This window comes from Salmonella enterica subsp. enterica serovar Typhimurium str. LT2, from assembly GCF_000006945.2.
GTDB classification, from domain to species: Bacteria; Pseudomonadota; Gammaproteobacteria; order Enterobacterales; family Enterobacteriaceae; genus Salmonella; species Salmonella enterica.
On sequence record NC_003197.2, the window covers coordinates 1986412 to 2000837 of the forward strand.

At 52.3% G+C, this 14426-nt stretch carries 16 protein-coding genes and 15 other annotated features; of the genes, 9 read left to right on the forward strand and 7 right to left on the reverse strand.

The window, feature by feature from the left end:
- Positions 1–1015, reverse strand: a protein-coding gene (znuA, locus tag STM1891; RefSeq protein NP_460848.3) for an ABC superfamily high affinity Zn transport protein. Within the gene, positions 1–1002 belong to an annotated coding region; the region does not span the whole gene.
- Between znuA and znuC the strand changes: the two genes are divergently transcribed.
- Together znuC and znuB are read left to right on the forward strand one after the other, a co-directional pair.
- A complete protein-coding gene (znuC, locus tag STM1892; RefSeq protein ID NP_460849.3) occupies positions 973–1779 on the forward strand; it encodes an ABC superfamily high affinity Zn transport protein in 807 nt (268 codons plus the stop codon). The two genes, znuA and znuC, sit on opposite strands and share 43 nt — an antisense overlap.
- Positions 1010–1015: a ribosome-binding site (putative RBS for znuA; RegulonDB:STMS1H002054), on the reverse strand. Its footprint overlaps the gene before it by 6 nt.
- Positions 1758–1763: a ribosome-binding site (putative RBS for zunB; RegulonDB:STMS1H002055), on the forward strand. It lies within the gene znuC.
- Positions 1758–2561 (forward strand): ABC superfamily high affinity Zn transport protein gene (gene znuB, locus STM1893; RefSeq protein NP_460850.1). Within the gene, positions 1776–2561 belong to an annotated coding region; the region does not span the whole gene. Before znuC ends, znuB begins: the two co-directional genes overlap by 22 nt.
- A 78-nt stretch (positions 2562–2639) precedes the next feature.
- On the opposite strand, the gene ruvB is transcribed toward znuB, so the two are convergent.
- Positions 2640–3660, reverse strand: a protein-coding gene (gene ruvB, locus STM1894; protein ID NP_460851.1) for a Holliday junction helicase, subunit B. Within the gene, positions 2640–3650 belong to an annotated coding region; the region does not span the whole gene.
- Positions 3655–3660 (reverse strand) — a ribosome-binding site (putative RBS for ruvB; RegulonDB:STMS1H002056). (Overlaps the previous gene by 6 nt.)
- Positions 3659–4282, reverse strand: a protein-coding gene (gene ruvA / locus STM1895) for a Holliday junction helicase subunit A (protein ID NP_460852.1). Within the gene, positions 3659–4270 belong to an annotated coding region; the region does not span the whole gene. Before ruvA ends, ruvB begins: the two co-directional genes overlap by 2 nt.
- Positions 4277–4282 (reverse strand) — a ribosome-binding site (putative RBS for ruvA; RegulonDB:STMS1H002057). Its footprint overlaps the gene before it by 6 nt.
- A 402-nt stretch (positions 4283–4684) precedes the next feature.
- Positions 4685–4690 (forward strand) — a ribosome-binding site (putative RBS for STM1896; RegulonDB:STMS1H002058).
- Here ruvA and STM1896 point away from each other — a divergent pair.
- The gene (locus STM1896) for a putative cytoplasmic protein (protein NP_460853.1) occupies positions 4685–5586 on the forward strand. Within the gene, positions 4690–5586 belong to an annotated coding region; the region does not span the whole gene. It overlaps the preceding feature by 6 nt.
- A gap of 613 nt (positions 5587–6199) precedes the next feature.
- Positions 6200–6205 (forward strand) — a ribosome-binding site (putative RBS for yebB; RegulonDB:STMS1H002059).
- Positions 6200–6812, forward strand: a protein-coding gene (yebB, locus tag STM1897) for a putative periplasmic protein (RefSeq protein ID NP_460854.1). Within the gene, positions 6213–6812 belong to an annotated coding region; the region does not span the whole gene. (Overlaps the previous feature by 6 nt.)
- 1 nt (position 6813) lies before the next feature.
- Here the strand turns inward: yebB and ruvC are convergent.
- The 4 genes from ruvC to aspS form a co-directional block, all read right to left on the reverse strand.
- Positions 6814–7348 (reverse strand): Holliday junction nuclease gene (gene ruvC, locus STM1898; RefSeq protein NP_460855.1). Within the gene, positions 6814–7335 belong to an annotated coding region; the region does not span the whole gene.
- Positions 7343–7348 (reverse strand) — a ribosome-binding site (putative RBS for ruvC; RegulonDB:STMS1H002060). Its footprint overlaps the gene before it by 6 nt.
- A gap of 23 nt (positions 7349–7371) precedes the next feature.
- Positions 7372–8124, reverse strand: a protein-coding gene (gene yebC / locus STM1899) for a putative cytoplasmic protein (RefSeq protein NP_460856.1). Within the gene, positions 7372–8112 belong to an annotated coding region; the region does not span the whole gene.
- Positions 8119–8124 (reverse strand) — a ribosome-binding site (putative RBS for yebC; RegulonDB:STMS1H002061). Its footprint overlaps the gene before it by 6 nt.
- Positions 8125–8141: 17 nt before the next feature.
- Positions 8142–8602, reverse strand: a protein-coding gene (gene ntpA / locus STM1900) for a dATP pyrophosphohydrolase (RefSeq protein ID NP_460857.1). Within the gene, positions 8142–8594 belong to an annotated coding region; the region does not span the whole gene.
- Positions 8597–8602 (reverse strand) — a ribosome-binding site (putative RBS for ntpA; RegulonDB:STMS1H002062). (Overlaps the previous gene by 6 nt.)
- 94 nt (positions 8603–8696) lie before the next feature.
- The gene (aspS, locus tag STM1901) for an aspartate tRNA synthetase (RefSeq protein NP_460858.1) occupies positions 8697–10481 on the reverse strand. Within the gene, positions 8697–10469 belong to an annotated coding region; the region does not span the whole gene.
- Positions 10476–10481: a ribosome-binding site (putative RBS for aspS; RegulonDB:STMS1H002063), on the reverse strand. Its footprint overlaps the gene before it by 6 nt.
- Before the next feature lie 296 nt (positions 10482–10777).
- Positions 10778–10783 (forward strand) — a ribosome-binding site (putative RBS for yecD; RegulonDB:STMS1H002064).
- Between aspS and yecD the strand changes: the two genes are divergently transcribed.
- From yecD to yecP, 5 genes are all read left to right on the forward strand, one after another.
- Positions 10778–11360, forward strand: a protein-coding gene (gene yecD, locus STM1902) for a putative isochorismatase (RefSeq protein NP_460859.1). Within the gene, positions 10794–11360 belong to an annotated coding region; the region does not span the whole gene. It overlaps the preceding feature by 6 nt.
- Positions 11337–11342 (forward strand) — a ribosome-binding site (putative RBS for yecE; RegulonDB:STMS1H002065). Its footprint overlaps the gene before it by 6 nt.
- The gene (gene yecE, locus STM1903; protein ID NP_460860.1) for a putative cytoplasmic protein occupies positions 11337–12175 on the forward strand. Within the gene, positions 11357–12175 belong to an annotated coding region; the region does not span the whole gene. The genes yecD and yecE overlap by 24 nt, the downstream gene beginning before the upstream one ends.
- A 40-nt stretch (positions 12176–12215) precedes the next feature.
- Positions 12216–12221: a ribosome-binding site (putative RBS for yecN; RegulonDB:STMS1H002066), on the forward strand.
- Positions 12216–12623 (forward strand): putative inner membrane protein gene (yecN, locus tag STM1904; RefSeq protein ID NP_460861.1). Within the gene, positions 12228–12623 belong to an annotated coding region; the region does not span the whole gene. It overlaps the preceding feature by 6 nt.
- Positions 12624–12648: 25 nt before the next feature.
- Positions 12649–12654 (forward strand) — a ribosome-binding site (putative RBS for yecO; RegulonDB:STMS1H002067).
- Positions 12649–13407, forward strand: a protein-coding gene (gene yecO, locus STM1905; protein NP_460862.1) for a putative SAM-dependent methyltransferase. Within the gene, positions 12664–13407 belong to an annotated coding region; the region does not span the whole gene. It overlaps the preceding feature by 6 nt.
- Positions 13391–13396, forward strand: a ribosome-binding site (putative RBS for yecP; RegulonDB:STMS1H002068). Its footprint overlaps the gene before it by 6 nt.
- Positions 13391–14375, forward strand: a protein-coding gene (gene yecP, locus STM1906) for a putative enzyme (RefSeq protein ID NP_460863.1). Within the gene, positions 13404–14375 belong to an annotated coding region; the region does not span the whole gene. Before yecO ends, yecP begins: the two co-directional genes overlap by 17 nt.
- Positions 14376–14426 lie beyond the last annotated feature (51 nt).

The following is a 14426-nucleotide window of genomic DNA, read 5'->3' on the forward strand; positions in this document are numbered from 1 at the left end:
TTAATCTCCTTTCAGGCAGCTCGCATACTGGTTGGCTAATTGGCTTAAAAACGCTGAATAGCTTGTTTTACCCAGTTTAATGTTCGTCCCGAGGGGGTCCAGTGTTCCCATTCGAACGGATGTCCCTCTCGCCACGGCTTCCACGACCGCTGGCCTGAATTGTGGCTCAGCAAAAACGCAGGTTGCTTTTTGCTCAACCAACTGTGTTCTTATTTCATGTAAACGCTGCGCGCCAGGTTGTATCTCAGGGTTCACGGTAAAGTGACCGAGCGGGGTGAGTCCGTAGTGTTTTTCGTAGTAACCGTAGGCGTCATGAAAAACGAAATACCCTTTCCCCTTGAGCGGCGCGAGCTCGTTACCGACCTGTTTATCGGTTGCGGCTAATTGTGCCTCAAAATCCTTCAGGTTGGCGTCGAGTTTGGCTCGACTTTGCGGCATAAGTTCCACTAATTTTTCATGGATTGCAACCGCTGTAGCCCGCGCTATCTCTGGGGAGAGCCAAAGATGCATGTTATATTCGCCGTGATGGTGATGTACGTCACCTTTTTCCTCATCGGCGCCCGTATGCGCATGTTCATCCTCATCATCATCCGCGCCCTTCATGAGTAACGGTTTTACATCGGCAAGTTGCGCAATGGTAACCTGCTTATTATCAGGGATATTCCTGACCGACTTCTCCATAAAGGCTTCCATTTCCGGGCCAACCCAGACGACTAAGTCCGCGCCCTGTAAGCGTTTTACGTCTGATGGACGCAATGAATAATCATGCTCGGAAGCCCCATCCGGAAGTAATACTTGCGTATCCGTAACGCCATCAGCAATGGCGGAAGCGATGAACCCAAGCGGTTTAAGCGAAGCGACAACGGCGGCGTCGGCAGCCTGGGTTGCACTCCCCCAAAGCGCGGCGGATAATGCTGCGAAAAGAAGCGTATTTTTCTGTAACATAATGCGACTAATCATCGTAATGAATGTGTGAAATGTGATATTATAACATTCTATCACTTCTGCAAGCCTAAAATTAACATGACAAGTTTAGTTTCACTGGAAAACGTCTCGGTCTCATTTGGTCAACGCCGCGTCCTCTCTGACGTGTCGCTTGAATTGAGCCCCGGAAAAATTTTAACGCTTCTCGGCCCTAACGGCGCGGGGAAGTCAACGCTTGTACGCGTGGTTTTAGGACTGGTAGCCCCTGATGAAGGGGTGATCAAGCACAACGGGCAACTCCGTATCGGCTATGTCCCGCAAAAGCTCTATCTCGATACCACGCTTCCGCTGACGGTAAACCGATTTTTACGTTTACGTCCCGGCACGCAAAAAACGGATATTCTCCCGGCGCTTAAACGCGTTCAGGCCGGACATTTGATTGACGCGCCCATGCAAAAACTCTCCGGCGGTGAGACACAGCGCGTACTGCTGGCGCGTGCTCTGCTTAACAGGCCTCAGTTGCTGGTACTTGATGAGCCGACGCAAGGCGTGGATGTCAACGGCCAGGTCGCGTTATACGACCTTATCGATCAGCTGCGTCGCGAACTCGATTGCGCCGTGCTGATGGTGTCACATGACCTACATCTGGTCATGGCAAAGACGGATGAAGTGTTATGCCTGAACCATCATATTTGCTGTTCCGGCGCGCCGGAAGTGGTGTCTATGCATCCGGAATTTATCTCTATGTTTGGCCCGCGAGGCGCGGAGCAATTAGGGATTTATCGCCATCATCATAATCATCGCCACGATTTACAGGGTCGTATTGTACTGCGCCGGGGAAATGGTCACTCATGATTGAATTATTACTGCCCGGCTGGCTGGCCGGGATGATGCTGGCCTGCGCCGCTGGTCCTTTGGGCTCATTTGTGGTCTGGCGTCGGATGTCCTATTTTGGCGATACGCTGGCTCACGCGTCGCTTCTGGGCGTGGCGTTTGGCCTGTTGCTGGACGTTAACCCCTTTTATGCGGTAATCGCCGTTACGCTGCTGCTGGCCGCCGGTCTGGTATGGCTGGAGAAACGCCCTCACCTCGCGATTGATACCTTACTGGGCATTATGGCGCACAGCGCCTTATCTTTAGGACTGGTCGTGGTCAGCCTGATGTCCAACGTCCGCGTTGATTTAATGGCTTATCTGTTTGGCGATTTGCTGGCCGTCACGCCGGAAGATCTTATCTCGATCGCTATTGGGGTCGTTATTGTGCTGGCCATTCTCTTCTGGCAGTGGCGCAACTTGCTGTCAATGACTATCAGTCCGGATCTTGCCTTTGTCGATGGCGTGAAGTTACAGCGCGTGAAGCTGCTATTGATGCTGGTAACGGCGTTAACTATTGGCGTGGCGATGAAGTTTGTCGGAGCGCTGATCATTACGTCGCTGCTGATTATCCCCGCCGCAACCGCGCGTCGCTTTGCCCGTACGCCGGAGCAGATGGCGGGCGTCGCCGTTGGTGTAGGTATGATAGCGGTTACAGGTGGACTGACCTTCTCAGCCTTTTATGATACCCCGGCAGGGCCATCCGTAGTGCTGTGTGCCGCGCTGCTGTTTATCTTCAGTATGATGAAAAAGCAGGCAAGCTAAGCGTGTGTTGCCCGGTGGCGCTGCGCTTACCGGGCCTACAAAATCGCCCAGGTCTGATGAGCGCAGCGACTTCAGGCGCTAAGGCATCTCTGGCGGCGTGATCCCGAAATGGTTCCAGGCGCGCACCGTTGCCATACGCCCACGCGGCGTACGCTGCAAAAAGCCTTGCTGAATCAGATACGGCTCCAGCACATCCTCAATGGTTTCACGCTCTTCGCCAATCGCCGCCGCCAGGTTATCCAGTCCCACCGGACCACCGAAGAATTTATCAATAACCGCCAGCAGCAGCTTGCGATCCATATAGTCAAACCCTTCCGCATCGACGTTCAGCATATCCAGCGCCTGCGCGGCAATTTCCGCTGAAATAGCCCCGTCATGCTTCACCTCAGCAAAATCACGCACACGTCTGAGCAGACGGTTGGCTATACGCGGCGTACCGCGCGCCCGACGCGCCACTTCCAGCGCGCCGTCATCGCTCATCTCAAGCCCCATGTGCCTTGCGCTGCGCCCAACGATGTGCTGCAGATCGGGCACCTGGTAGAACTCCAGGCGCTGCACAATACCAAAACGGTCACGTAGCGGGGACGTTAACGACCCGGCGCGCGTCGTCGCGCCAATGAGCGTAAACGGCGGCAGATCGATCTTAATTGAACGTGCGGCAGGCCCTTCGCCAATCATAATATCCAACTGGTAATCTTCCATCGCCGGATAGAGTACCTCTTCCACCACCGGTGAAAGCCGGTGAATCTCATCAATAAACAGCACATCATGCGGTTCAAGATTGGTGAGCATAGCCGCCAGATCGCCTGCTTTTTCCAGCACCGGGCCGGACGTGGTTCGGAGATTGACGCCCATTTCATTGGCAACGATATTCGCCAGAGTCGTTTTACCTAACCCTGGCGGGCCGAAAATCAGCAAGTGATCTAGTGCGTCGCCACGCCGTTTTGCCGCCTGAATAAAGATCTCCATCTGGGAGCGCACCTGCGGTTGGCCGACATATTCCGCCAATAACTTCGGGCGAATGGCGCGATCGGCGACGTCTTCTGCGATCGTGGCGCCTGCTGAAATCAGGCGATCTGCTTCTATCATCCTTTACCTCATAACGCGGCGCGTAACGCGTCGCGAATCAGTGTTTCACTGCTTGCATCCGGACGGGCGATCTTGCTTACCATCCGACTGGCTTCTTGCGGTTTATAACCCAGCGCCACCAGCGCAGCAACTGCTTCTTGTTCTGCATCTTCCGAGGTTGGGCTGGCCGGCGACGTCAATACCAGATCGACCGCTGGCGTAAAGAGATCGCCATGTAGCCCTTTAAAGCGGTCTTTCATTTCGACAATCAATCGTTCGGCAGTTTTCTTGCCGATACCCGGCAGCTTCACCAGCGCACCAAGCTCTTCGCGCTCAACCGCATTGACGAACTGTTGCGCCGACATGCCGGAGAGGATCGCCAGCGCCAGCTTAGGCCCGACGCCATTCGTTTTAATTAGCTCTTTAAATAGCGTGCGCTCTTGCTTATTGTTAAATCCGTACAGCAACTGCGCATCTTCACGCACCACGAAGTGGGTGAAGACGATTGCCTCCTGCCCGGCCTCCGGCAGCTCGTAAAAGCAGGTCATAGGCATATGTACTTCATAGCCTACGCCCCCTGTCTCCAGCAGCACGATCGGGGGTTGTTTTTCGAGAATAATGCCTCTGAGTCTGCCTATCACATGACGCTCCTGCGTAAAGGGCTGAAAAGATAATGCACTATCATAAAAAAAGACTGGATGTTTATCCAGATGAAAAACACGTTATTCGCCTATCTCAATGGCCTTCCCTTCGAATCGGTCGCGCAACACCACCGGGTGCCGCCGCGCCCCATGATGTGGAGATATAATAAGTGTCTATAATAAATATAATTCAATAACATTTTCTGTAAGAATAATAAATAAAAAGTCCAGATACGCATTATCACTATAGCTTGAATTTCCTCCGGTGAAAGCACATCCTTTATAAACATTTTTAATCATCTTGTTATTTAATCATTCAGGACAGAAATTCAATGTTATTGAAAAATATTGTCATAGGTGCATTAATGGCTATTCCTGCGCTGGCGTCAGCTAATAGCCTCACGGAAACACGGGAAAGAATGGCCATTGAGCAACAAGCTATCGCCTATACTGTCAGCCAAAAGTGGGACAAGCTGGACGCTATGTTTCAGGAATACAATACCGGATTCCCGACAACCAGCGGCGGAACTCATAAACTGGTTATCGCATGGGGAGGGATCTATAATCTTTTTTCAGTAGATGTTTCCGACAATGGTATTTCTGGCGTGGCAAAAGAGTGGCTTAAAGCAAACCCCAAATCCACGGGTGCAAGGCTGCTGCAAGCAATGGTTTTTGATGCTAAAGCCGTGAATTTACGCGGTGAAGGTGCGGCCAGCACGGTGGACTCTGATATATGGCCGAAATATAAAAAGCTGATGATTCAGGAAAAAGAGTATCTGTTAAAGAACAAAGATATTGCCGACAAAGATGTGACCTGGTATCAGGAAATGGAAATGGTCGCACGCAATCTTGAGGATAAAGAGCTGCTCTATAGCACTTTGGAAGAAGCCAGCAAAAAATATCCCGCCTATCAAAATATTTATATCGAGGCCATGGTTGCTCGTTTGCCTAAATGGGGTGGTTCTCCGGAAGAAGTCGAAAAAATCGCCAGAATGGCCGCAGAAAAAAACAAAGATCAATCGGGACTTTCTTACTACGCTTATATCTGGAGTAATGCAATCCATTACCAACCTGAATTAATGGCTTTACTGAATAAACGTCAGATTGTCTCCTGGGACGATATGCTGCAAGGTTGGAGAGATCGCTACAAACAGTTCCCATCAACCCGCACGCTTAATAATATTCTGATAAGCTCCTGCATTGCCCGCGATAAAGACTCCTTTGTGAAAGCAGATAAAATGATTCAAGGGGAAACGGAGCGGGATACCTGGCCACAAGGGTTAAATTATCGGGAATGCCAGCAGTCCTTCCAATAATTGCCAGATTACCATCACAGTTTAATGCACAGCATTAATTGAATTAAGCCGCCTCTGCCGTTATATGCAGAGGTGGTTTAATGGGAAATGTCCTTCAACCTCTGGACCATGAACGAGATAAACGGTACCGTTGTTAATCACTTCCTTACCCTTTACAAGAATAATAATCAGCGATTGATGAACAGTACAGACTCGATATTTTTTTGCATTGCAACCTAACCTTTTGCACTTTCGCCTCCTGTTCCCCCTGGCGCTTAATATAACGCAGAGTCAGCCAAATATTTGCGCCAACCACTCTTGCCAGATCACACCTCAAATGCCTATTAAAAACAAAAGCAATAAGCATGAAGAGAAACACAACCAGACAATAACATAGACTCAAAAAAATATATGGCGATACAAACAATTATATAATATTGAAAGGACAGTCCACTTATTCCCTGCGTTCGTCTATCTTCCCTTTCACTTTCACCTCTGGAAAGAGATAAAAACATTATCACCGTAAATTATAATATTCATGATGGATATTTATTGATAATAATATCTTGTCATTATGTGAGTATAATGCTAATTATCCAATAGCGTAAAATAAAGGATATTATTTTAGGTAATAATGGAACGTGAACATGAAAAAACATTATTCTGTCCAATATGAAACCGGGGATATCGTCTTTACCTGTATAGGTGCCGCGCTTTTCGGCCAGATATCCACCGCTTCACAGTGCTGGAGCAACCATGTTGGGATTATTATTGGTCATAATGGTGATGACTATCTGGTGGCGGAAAGTCGCGTCCCCCTCTCAACCGTCACCACGCTGTCACTGTTTATACAACGTTCAGCCGGACAACGTTACGCGGTTCGTCGCCTGTGCGGCGGCCTGACGGTCGAACAGAAACTCGCCATCATGGAACAGGTTCCCGCCCGGCTGAATAAGTTTTATCACACGGGGTTTAAATATGAGTCATCGCGCCAGTTCTGCTCGAAATTTGTGTTTGATATCTATAAAGAAGCATTGTGTATTCCGGTAGGCGATATTGAGACATTCGAAGAATTGCTTCACAGCAATCCTGATGCGAAACTCGCCTTCTGGAAGTTCTGGTTTTTAGGTTCAATCCCGTGGGATCGTAAGACGGTGACGCCCGCCAGCCTGTGGCATCATCCCAATTTAGAATTAATTAGCGCCTGTGGAATTGAAACCCCTCAACGCGAGGCTGAGGGAGAATGATTTAGCGCAACCTTCCCCGCGCCAGATTGAGTCGGCTCTCGCTCATTTGCATCGCGTTCTGGCTAACATGGCAATGCGTAATGGCGATAGCCAGCGCATCCGCGGCATCGGCCTGCGGGTTAGCGGGGAGCTTTAGCAACGTACGAACCATATGCTGTACCTGGCTTTTTTCCGCGCTACCAATACCGACGACGGTTTGCTTCACCTGACGCGCCGCGTATTCAAACACGGGCAGTTCCTGATTGACCGCGGCGACAATCGCGACGCCGCGCGCCTGTCCCAGCTTGAGGGCTGAATCGGCGTTCTTCGCCATAAACACTTGTTCGATAGCAAAATAGTCCGGCTGGAACTGCGTGATGATTTCCGTCACGCCTGCGTATATGAGCTTCAAACGAGACGGCAAATCATCGACTTTGGTGCGAATACATCCGCTGCCCAGATAGGTCAGTTGTCTGCCTACCTGGCGGATAACGCCATAACCGGTAATGCGCGAGCCGGGGTCAATACCGAGAATAATCGACACGCTATACCCCCTGCCCGCCGGCGTTTAACAGCACCATTACAGGGTCGCCGCCACCTCATCAGAGATCTCACCGTTATGGTAGACTTCCTGGACATCGTCACAGTCTTCCAGCATATCGATCAGACGTAGCAGTTTCGGCGCGGTTTCCGCATCCATATCCGCTTTGGTTGACGGGATCATGGACACTTCGGCGCTGTCCGCTTTCAGACCCGCCGCTTCCAGCGCGTCACGCACTTTGCCCATCTCTTCCCAGGCAGTGTAAACATCAATCGCGCCATCATCATAGGTCACAACATCTTCCGCGCCAGCTTCCAGAGCAGCTTCCATGATGGTGTCTTCATCGCCTTTCTCAAAGGAGATGACCCCTTTCTTACTGAACAGGTACGCCACTGAGCCATCGGTACCCAGATTACCACCGCACTTGCTGAAAGCATGACGCACTTCCGCTACGGTACGGTTACGGTTGTCACTCAGACACTCAATCATAATGGCCGTGCCGCCAGGACCATAACCTTCATAGATGATGGTTTCCATGTTCGAGTCTTCATCACCACCCACACCGCGAGCGATGGCACGGTTCAGAGTGTCGCGGGTCATGTTATTGGCCAGCGCTTTATCTACAGCCGCGCGCAGACGCGGGTTGGCATCCGGATCGCCGCCGCCCAATTTAGCTGCCGTTACCAGTTCACGAATAATTTTAGTGAAGATTTTACCGCGCTTGGCATCCTGCGCAGCTTTACGATGTCTGGTGTTGGCCCATTTACTATGACCTGCCATAAATATTTCCTCAAAAAAAGCGCGCCTTTTCAGGCGACGTTAATGACAAACTCTTCAATCGCTTGCCGGTTACTCCAGGACTTGGTAAGCGCCGCCGCGTCAGGCGCATCAAGCCACTGGTACGTCAGATGTTCAGTGAATATCACCTGCCGCTCATGCGGTAACGCAAGGCAGAACCAGAATTCTGTATTGTGCATAACGCCCGGCGCATAGCGATGACGTAAATGTGAAAAAATTTCAAACTCCACCGTACGTTGGCAGTCGATTAAGGTCAGTTGCTCTGCCGCAACATCAATCGTGACCTCCTCTTTGACTTCACGCACGGCGGCCTGCAACGCGGTCTCCCCTTCTTCTATGCTGCCAGTCACTGACTGCCAAAAATCCGGGTCGTCGCGTCGCTGCAACATTAGCACCCGTTTCGTATCCTGCGCGAAAATAACCACCAGGACCGAAACGGGGCGCTTGTACACTTTATCCTTCACGCGACCTCGTTGTTGGCTGTTGGGTGACGCCGCGCATTGATGAGGCTCCCCCTTGCGGGCCGCCGCGATATCACGCGAATGATGTCGTGTACATTGTTCATATCAGTTATTCTCGGCTTTCTTCACAACCTGAATACCCAACTCCGTCAACGCTGCCAGGTTGGCGAAACTCGGCGCTTCGGTCATCAGACACGCGGCGGCGGTCGTTTTCGGGAAGGCGATAACATCACGAATATTGTCGGTGCCGGTCAACAGCATGGTCAGACGGTCCAGACCAAACGCCAGGCCCGCGTGCGGCGGCGTACCGTATTTCAACGCATCCAACAGGAAGCCGAACTTCTCGCGCTGCTCCTGCTCATTGATACCGAGAATACCAAATACGGTTTGCTGCATTTCACCGTTGTGAATACGCACCGAACCGCCGCCCACTTCATAGCCGTTAATCACCATATCGTAAGCGTTAGCGACGGCTCCTTCCGGCGCAGTTTTCAGTTCAGACGCCGTCATGTCACGCGGGGCGGTGAACGGATGGTGCATCGCGGTCAGACCGCCTTCGCCGTCGTCTTCGAACATCGGGAAGTCAATCACCCACAGCGGCGCCCATTTGTCTTCGTCGGTCAGGCTCAGGTCTTTGCCCAGTTTCAGACGCAGCGCGCCCAGCGCATCGGCAACCACTTTGTTGTTATCTGCGCCGAAGAAGATCATGTCGCCGTCCTGCGCGCCGGTACGTTCAAGGATAGCCTCGACGATGTCGGCGGTCAGGAACTTGGCCACCGGACTGTTAATCCCGTCCAGACCTTTCGCGCGCTCGTTAACTTTGATATACGCCAGTCCTTTCGCGCCGTAGATCTTAACAAAGTTACCGTAATCGTCGATCTGCTTACGGCTAAGCTGTGCGCCGCCAGGCACACGCAGCGCTGCCACGCGGCCTTTCGGATCGTTAGCCGGGCCCGCGAAGACCGCGAACTCTACCGATTTCAGCAGGTCAGCGACATCTACCAGTTCCATCGGGTTACGCAGGTCTGGTTTGTCGGAACCGTAACGACGTTCCGCTTCGGCAAACGTCATGACCGGGAAATCCCCCAGATCCACGCCTTTCACTTCCAGCCATAAATGGCGCACCAGCGCTTCCATCACTTCGCGCACCTGTGGCGCGGTCATGAAGGAGGTCTCGACGTCGATCTGAGTAAACTCCGGCTGACGGTCAGCACGTAAGTCTTCATCACGGAAGCATTTGACTATCTGATAGTAACGGTCGAAACCGGACATCATCAGGAGCTGTTTGAACAGCTGCGGCGACTGCGGCAGCGCGTAGAATTTACCTTTGTGCACGCGCGAAGGCACCAGATAGTCGCGCGCGCCTTCCGGCGTGGCTTTGGTCAGCATCGGCGTTTCAATATCAAGGAAACCGTGATCGTCCATAAAACGACGCACCAGGCTGGTAATTTTGGCGCGGGTTTTCAGGCGCTGCGCCATTTCCGGACGACGTAAATCCAGATAGCGGTACTTGAGACGCGCCTCTTCGGTATTAACGTGGTTAGCGTCAAGCGGCAGTGAGTCTGCGCGGTTGATGATAGTGAGAGAGGACGCCAGCACTTCAATTTCGCCGGTCGCCATATCCGCATTGACGTTTTTCGCGTCACGCGCACGCACGGTGCCCGTAACCTGAATGCAGAACTCATTACGCAGTTCAGAGGCCAGCTTTAACGCGTCCGCACGATCCGGATCGAAGAACACCTGCACAATACCTTCGCGGTCGCGCATATCGATAAAGATCAGGCTGCCAAGATCACGACGACGGTTGACCCAACCACACAGAGTCACCTGCTGCCCCACGTGGGACAGACGTAGCTGTCCGCAATATTCTGTACGCATGAGATATCCCTTAACTTAGCCGCAGGCGGATTGTTGCCTGCCATGCAGGCGACGAAGTCGCAGCTTTAGCTGTATGTCACAACTGGATGAAAAAAGGCGGCTATTATACTGGAAATTCTGCCGCACGATAAGAGTCAATCCAGCATGGGAGCGATAACTTGCCCGTTTCATGCGGTATCGACACTTGGTTCATACTGACTGTACCCGGGTTTTTCACGCGGGTATTGCGTATGCTCACAAAAATTAACAATATTTGTCGCCGCTTTCCTCTTTAATCGCGCTTAAGGTGTAGTGAAATCCGCTATTTTTAGGAGAGTGATTATCATGCTGAAACTCAACGCGACCACAACCGCCCTGGTGGTTATTGATTTACAGGAAGGAATTCTTCCGTTTGCCGGCGGCCCGTATACGGCAAATGAGGTGGTCGCCCGCGCCGCGCGGCTGGCGGAAAAGTGTCGTGCCAACGGCTCGCCCGTGGTTATGGTACGCGTCGGATGGTCTGATGATTATGCCGAAGCGTTAAAACAACCCGTGGATGCCGCAACGCCTGCGCACGCGTTGCCGGAAAACTGGTGGACCTGGCCTACGGCATTGGGTAAAAAGGACAGCGATCTGGAAGTGACTAAACGCCAGTGGGGCGCGTTTTACGGCACCGATCTGGAATTACAGCTTCGCCGCCGGGGTATCGACACCATCATATTGTGCGGGATCTCAACCAATATCGGCGTCGAATCCACAGCGCGTAACGCCTGGGAGTTGGGGTTTAACCTTATTATTGCCGAAGATGCCTGTAGCGCCGCCAGCAGTGAGCAGCATCAGAGCAGTATGACACATATTTTCCCGCGCATTGGCCGGGTACGCAGCGTAGAGGATATTTTAAACGCCTTATGATCTACATTGGCTTGCCGCAATGGTCGCACCCGAAATGGGCGCGGCTCGGCATCACCAGTCTGGAAGAGTATGCCCGCCACTTTAACTGCGTGGAGGGCAACACCACGCTTTACGCGCTGCCGAAAGCGGAAATTGTCGATCGCTGGTATGCGCAAACTACGGACGATTTCCGTTTTTGCTTTAAATTTCCCGCCACCATTTCTCACCAGGCCGCGCTGCGCCATTGCGACGATCTGGTACAGGCGTTTTTTACCCGCCTGGCGCCGCTGGAAACGCGTATTGGCCAATACTGGCTGCAGTTGCCCGCCGCCTTTGGACCGCGCGATCTCCCCGCCTTATGGCAGTTTCTTGATGCGCTCCCCGCCACGTTTACCTATGGCGTAGAAGTTCGTCATCCGTGTTTTTTTGACAAAGGTGAGGATGAACAGCGGCTCAATCGCGGGTTACACGCGCGCGGCGTAAACCGCGTGATCCTGGATAGTCGTCCGGTACATGCCGCCCATCCCCACAGCGAGGCCGTCCGCGACGCGCAGCGAAAAAAACCCAAAGTTCCGGTACATGCTGTCGTGACGGCCAGCCATCCAATGGTGCGTTTTATCGGTAGCGATAATATGGCGCAAAACCGTGAATTTTTCGCCGCCTGGTTGCAGAAACTCCCGCAGTGGCGGCAGACCACCACGCCTTTTCTGTTTTTACATACTCCGGATATCGCGCAGGCGCCGGAACTGGTGAATACGCTTTGGCATGATTTACGCAGCGTCTTACCGGAAATCGGCACTGCTCCGTCCATTCCACAGCAATCTTCTCTTTTCTGAAAATGCCCCCTATCATAGACAGTGCCATCAGCCATTTTAAAAGGGAGTTTGTATGGTAAGCGCGCTGTATGCCGTTTTGGGTGCGTTATTATTAATGAAGTTCTCTTTTAATGTCGTTCGCTTGCGAATGCAGTACCGTGTCGCCTATGGCGACGGCGGTTTTAGCGAATTGCAAAGCGCCATCCGTATTCATGGCAACGCGGTGGAATATATTCCTGTCGCGCTGGTGCTGCTGCTGTTTATGGAAATGAACGGCGCCGAAACGTGGATGGTGCATATCTGCGGCATCATTTTAATCGCCGGTCGGCTGATGCATTATTACGGTTTTCACCACCGCCTGTTCCGCTGGCGGCGGGCGGGGATGAGCGCGACCTGGTGCGCATTGTTGCTGATGGTGCTGGCAAACCTGTGGTATATGCCCTGGGAGTTGGTTTTCTCCCTGTATTAGCGCACAATATGCGCCTTTATTTTTCCCGGATGTATACGTTATGTCTCACCGCGACACGCTTTTTTCTGCGCCTATCGCCCGTCTCGGCGACTGGACTTTTGATGAACGAGTAGCCGAAGTTTTCCCCGACATGATTCAGCGTTCGGTACCAGGCTACTCCAACATCATCTCCATGATCGGCATGTTAGCTGAACGCTTTGTGCAGCCGAACACGCAGGTCTACGATCTGGGCTGCTCGCTGGGCGCCGCGACGCTGTCTGTTCGGCGTAATATCCGCCATGAGCATTGTCGCATTATCGCCGTCGATAACTCCCCGGCCATGATTGAACGCTGCCGCCGTCATATTGATGCGTATAAAGCGCCTACGCCGGTTGAAGTCGTTGAAGGCGATATCCGCGATATCACTATTGAAAACGCCTCGATGGTGGTGCTGAATTTTACCCTGCAATTCCTTGAACCTGCCGAACGCCAGGCATTGCTGGATAAGATTTACCTGGGGTTGAATCCCGGCGGCGCGCTGGTACTGTCGGAAAAATTTAGCTTTGAAGACGCGAAAGTGGGCGAGCTGTTATTCAACATGCACCACGATTTTAAACGCGCTAATGGGTACAGCGAACTGGAGATCAGCCAGAAGCGCAGTATGCTGGAAAACGTGATGCTCACCGACTCGGTGGAAACACATAAAGCGCGCCTGCGTCAGGCGGGTTTCGAACACAGTGAACTGTGGTTCCAGTGCTTTAATTTCGGGTCGCTTGTCGCGTTAAAAGCCGGAGTTGCCGCATGATCGAGTTTGGTAACTTTTATCAGCTCATTGCTAAAAATCATCTCTCCCACTGGCTGGAAACATTGCCCGCGCAGATTGCCTCCTGGCAACGCGAGCAGCAGCATGGCTTGTTTAAACAGTGGTCGAACGCGGTAGAATTTTTACCGGAAATGACGCCCTGGCGGCTGGATTTACTGCACAGCGTCACGGCGGAAAGCGAAACGCCGCTCAGCGAAGGTCAGCTAAAGCGTATTGATACATTGCTGCGTAATCTGATGCCGTGGCGTAAAGGCCCGTTCTCGCTTTATGGCGTAGATATTGACACCGAATGGCGCTCCGACTGGAAGTGGGATCGCGTACTGCCGCATCTGTCAGATTTAACTGGCCGGACGATCCTTGATGTCGGCTGCGGCAGCGGCTATCACCTGTGGCGGATGATTGGCGCGGGCGCACATCTGGCGGTCGGCATCGATCCTACGCAGCTTTTCCTCTGCCAGTTTGAGGCGGTGCGTAAACTGTTGGGTAACGATCAGCGCGCGCATCTGCTGCCGTTGGGCATTGAACAACTCCCGGCGCTGAAAGCATTTGATACCGTCTTCTCGATGGGGGTGCTTTATCACCGTCGCTCGCCGCTGGAGCATCTGTGGCAGTTAAAAGATCAGTTGGTCAACGAGGGTGAGCTGGTACTGGAAACGCTGGTCATCGACGGCGACGAAAATACCGTACTGGTGCCGGGTGACCGCTACGCGCAGATGCGTAACGTCTATTTTATTCCTTCCGCGCCGGCATTAAAAAAATGGCTGGAAAAATGCGGCTTTATTGATGTGCGTATCGCTGACGTTTGCGTCACTACCACCGAAGAGCAGCGCCGTACCGAATGGATGGTTACCGAGTCGCTGGCCGATTTTCTTGACCCGAACGATCGCAGCAAGACGGTGGAAGGCTATCCCGCCCCGCAGCGCGCGGTGCTGATTGCGCGTAAACCGTGATGGATTGCCGAATGACCGTTACGTATAGCACCGTTTCTCCAAAATAGTTCA

Bases quoted from the DNA above. Each gene is read 5' to 3' on its own strand.
- yebB (NP_460854.1), top strand. From the start codon at position 6,213: ATGAAAAAACATTATTCTGTCCAATATGAAACCGGGGATATCGTCTTT.
- yecO (NP_460862.1), top strand. From the start codon at position 12,664: ATGTCTCACCGCGACACGCTTTTTTCTGCGCCTATCGCCCGTCTCGGC.
- yebC (NP_460856.1), bottom strand. From the start codon at position 8,112: ATGGCAGGTCATAGTAAATGGGCCAACACCAGACATCGTAAAGCTGCG.
- yecN (NP_460861.1), top strand. From the start codon at position 12,228: ATGGTAAGCGCGCTGTATGCCGTTTTGGGTGCGTTATTATTAATGAAG.
- aspS (NP_460858.1), bottom strand. From the start codon at position 10,469: ATGCGTACAGAATATTGCGGACAGCTACGTCTGTCCCACGTGGGGCAG.
- yecD (NP_460859.1), top strand. From the start codon at position 10,794: ATGCTGAAACTCAACGCGACCACAACCGCCCTGGTGGTTATTGATTTA.
- STM1896 (NP_460853.1), top strand. From the start codon at position 4,690: ATGGCCATTGAGCAACAAGCTATCGCCTATACTGTCAGCCAAAAGTGG.
- znuB (NP_460850.1), top strand. From the start codon at position 1,776: ATGATTGAATTATTACTGCCCGGCTGGCTGGCCGGGATGATGCTGGCC.
- yecP (NP_460863.1), top strand. From the start codon at position 13,404: ATGATCGAGTTTGGTAACTTTTATCAGCTCATTGCTAAAAATCATCTC.
- yecE (NP_460860.1), top strand. From the start codon at position 11,357: ATGATCTACATTGGCTTGCCGCAATGGTCGCACCCGAAATGGGCGCGG.
- ruvB (NP_460851.1), bottom strand. From the start codon at position 3,650: ATGATAGAAGCAGATCGCCTGATTTCAGCAGGCGCCACGATCGCAGAA.